The sequence below is a fragment of the Dactylosporangium siamense genome, assembly GCF_016862795.1.
Taxonomy (GTDB): Bacteria; Actinomycetota; Actinomycetes; order Mycobacteriales; family Micromonosporaceae; genus Dactylosporangium; species Dactylosporangium siamense.
The window spans coordinates 1-3,298 of record NZ_BONQ01000121.1 but is presented as its reverse complement, the minus strand read 5'-3'; the positions used below and the strand labels follow the sequence as shown (position 1 = coordinate 3,298).

General features: G+C 71.1%; 2 protein-coding genes. One reads left to right on the top strand and one right to left on the bottom strand.

What is annotated here, in order from left to right:
- Nucleotides 1-69: 69 nt before the first annotated feature.
- Entirely contained in the window at nt 70-2,397 is a 2,328-nt protein-coding gene (gene secA2, locus Dsi01nite_RS38135) for an accessory Sec system translocase SecA2 (RefSeq protein WP_203851253.1), read from the bottom strand.
- Nucleotides 2,398-2,488: 91 nt separating this feature from the next.
- Between secA2 and Dsi01nite_RS38130 the strand changes: the two genes are divergently transcribed.
- On the top strand, nt 2,489-3,298 hold the full coding sequence (locus Dsi01nite_RS38130) for an NAD-dependent protein deacetylase (protein ID WP_239136468.1): 810 nt from the start codon (nt 2,489-2,491) through the stop codon (nt 3,296-3,298).

The following is a 3,298-nucleotide window of genomic DNA, read 5'->3' as shown; positions in this document are numbered from 1 at the left end:
AAGCCCGGCGCCGGCGACAAAGGCGGCCGCCGCGGTGAACGTTCCACCGCGACGGCCGCCGGGAAGACCTCAGTTGCCCTTGACGCCCTTGCCGCTGCGGAACAGCTTGACCATGCCGGCGAAGAAGCGCTCCATCTCCGAGCCGAACGGGTTGTCGCTGACCACGTAGGTCCAGGTGGCGCTCGGGCGGACCAGGCCGGCGTCGGCGGGCTCCCAGTCCGGCCCGTCGATCTCCAGCTCCTCGAACTCCTTGACCGTGCGGTTGTCGATCTCGGCGAGCAGGCCGCGGAAGGCCGGGATCGCCTCACGGTGGAACTCGTCGAGCGGGTCCTGGGCGCCGAGAACGCGCAGGTGGATGCCCTCGCGGAGCTCGCTCATGTCGGCCAGGTGCTCCGACCAGGCGCTGTCGGCGTGGAACAGCGCGATCGTGCGGGCGATGCGGAGCACGTCCTCCTCGCTCAGCTCCTCCGACAGCTCGTTGTAGCGGTCCGGGGCCCGCTCGGCGAGCAACTCGCCGGCGGCGTCGGTGACGAGGAGCTCCTCGCGGCGCTTCGCGTGCAGCTGGCGGTGCTGGTCGAGCAGGTAGTTGTAACGCCAGGTGTTGCGGTGGATCTCCAGGTTGACGGTCTCCGCGACGCGCTGCGCGGAGCCGATCGCCCAGCGGACGTCCTCGTCCTCGATGGCACCGTCGGCGTCGGCCCGGCCCATCGGCATCGGCTCGGGACCGTAGCGCTCGATGAGCTGGTCCTCGAGGCTGACGAAGAACATCGACTCGCCGGGGTCGCCCTGCCGGCCGGCGCGGCCGCGGAGCTGGTCGTCGATGCGACGGCTGTCGTTGCGGGCGGTGCCGATGACGAACAGGCCACCGAGGCCCTCGACCCGCTCGCGGTCCTTCTCGTCGCTGCCGCCGAGGCGGATGTCGACGCCGCGGCCGGTCATCTGGGTGGAGACGGTCACGGCGTTGAACGAGCCGGCCTCCGCGACGATGCCGGCCTCCTTCTCGTCGTTCTTGGCGTTGAGCACGACACACTCGACGCCTTCCTCGGCGAGGGTGGCGGCGAGCTGCTCGGACTCGGCGACGCTGAGCGTGCCGACGAGGACGGGCCGGCCGGTGGCGTGCATCGCGACGATCTCGTTGACGACGGCGATGTCGCGCTCCTCGGCGGAGGCGTAGACGCGGTCGGGCCAGTCCTTGCGGACGTTGGGCAGGTGCGGCGGGATGACCGCGACCTCGAGCTTGTAGAACTCGCGGAGCTGGTCGCCGACGGGCAGGGCGGTGCCGGTCATGCCGCAGATCTTCTTGTACTGCGTCAGGAACGCCTGGACCGTGATCGTCTGCAGCACGGTGCCGCCGCCGCTGCTGCGGATCTTCTCCTTGGCCTCGACGGCGGCCTGCAGGCCGTCGGGCCAGCGCCGCCGCTGGGCGACCCGGCCGCGGAACTCGTCGATCAGCTCGACCTTCTCGTCGCGGATGATGTAGTCGACGTCGCGGACCAGCAGCGCCTCGGCGTGCAGCGCCAGGTTGACCGCGGTGAGGGAGTCGACCTGGTCGGCCGCGTAGAGGTCGATCTCCAGCAGCGCCTCGACCTTGGCCAGGCCCGCCGTCGACAGGTGCACGGTGCGGCCGTCGTCGACGACGTCGTAGTCGTGGTCGCGCCGCAGGCCGCTGACGATCTCGGCGATCGCGACCGGCGAGTCCTTCTCGTCGATGGTCGAACCGGCCAGGACCAGCGGGACCTTGGCCTCGTCGATGAGGATCGAGTCGGCCTCGTCGATGATGACCGTGCCGAACTCGCGGTGCACCCGGTCGGCGGTGTCCGTCACGATGCTGTCGCGGAGCAGGTCGAAGCCGGCCTCGCTGACGGAGACATACGTGATGTCGGCGGCATACGCCTCGCGGCGCTCCTCGGGCGTCGAGGACTCGTTGACCCAGCCGACGGTGAGGTCGAGCAGCTCGTAGACCGGGCGCATCCACTCGGCGTCACGGCGGGCGAGATAGTCGTTGACCGTGATCACGTGGACCGGGCCCATCGCGGCATATCCGGCCGCGGCGATCGCGGCGGTCAGGGTCTTGCCCTCACCGGTCGCCATCTCCACGACGTGACCGGCGAGGAGCACCTGGGCGCCGAGCAGCTGCACGTCATAGGGGCGCTCGTCGAGGGCGCGCTTGGCGGCCTCCCGGCCGAGGGCGCACGCCTCGACGAAGTCCTGCGGGTCGTCCCGCTGGTGCAGCGCCGTGGCGGCGGCGCGGAGCTCGTCGTCGGTGAGCTCGGACAGCTCGGCCTCGCGCTCCTCGATCAGCGGCAGAAGAGCCTGCATCGGCTCGAGGTCGATCGTGGTGCCGGGCTGCTCCTGCAGCTTGCGACGCCACGCGTTGAATTTGCTCACCAAACCCATGGCCCCCACGATACGTCCCCGCCCGGCGGACGTGTGCGCCCCATCACGCCCGCGCCCGCCACGACGGCGAAACGCGAGCGACAATGATGCGGTGGAGCGGTTGAGCGGGCTCGTCCGGCGGGGTGGGGTAGTGGTCCTCAGCGGCGCCGGGCTGTCCACCGAGTCGGGCATTCCGGACTATCGCGGCCCGAGCGGGCTGCAGCGCAACGCGGCACCGATGACGTATCAGACGTTCACCGGCGACCCGGTGGCCCGGCGGCGCTACTGGGCGCGCAGCTATCTGGGCTGGCGCACGATCGCGGAGGCGGCGCCCAACGAGGGTCATCGCGCGGTCGCCAGGTTGCAGCGTGGCGGGCTGGTCACCGGCGTCATCACGCAGAATGTCGACGGCCTGCACCAGGCCGCCGGCGCCGACCCCGTGATCGAGCTGCACGGCGGGCTGGACCGGGTGGTCTGCCTGGACTGCGGCGACCTGACCGCGCGCACGGTCCTGGACGTGCGGCTGCGCGCGGCGAACCCGTCGTTCGCCGCGCTGGGCGGGGGGATCAACCCCGACGGCGACGTCGACCTGACCGACGAGCAGGCCGCGGACTTCGCCACGGTCGGCTGCGAGGGCTGTGGCGGGATGCTCAAGCCCGACGTGGTGTTCTTCGGCGAGCAGGTGCCGATGCCCCGGGTGACGGCGAGCTTCGCCCTGGTCGAGGCGGCCACCGCGCTGCTGGTGCTGGGCTCCTCGCTCACGGTCCTGTCGGGCCGGCGCTTCGTGATCCGGGCCGCCAAGCTGGGTGTGCCGATCGCGATCGTCAACCAGGGTCCGACGAAGAGCGACGAGCTGGCAGGTGTACTGGTGGACGCGCCGCTCGGCAAGACGCTCAGCCAGTTGGCCGAACTGGTCGGCTGA

Excerpts from the sequence above, each read along its gene's own strand:
- secA2 (WP_203851253.1), bottom strand. The coding sequence starts at position 2,397 with ATGGGTTTGGTGAGCAAATTCAACGCGTGGCGTCGCAAGCTGCAGGAG.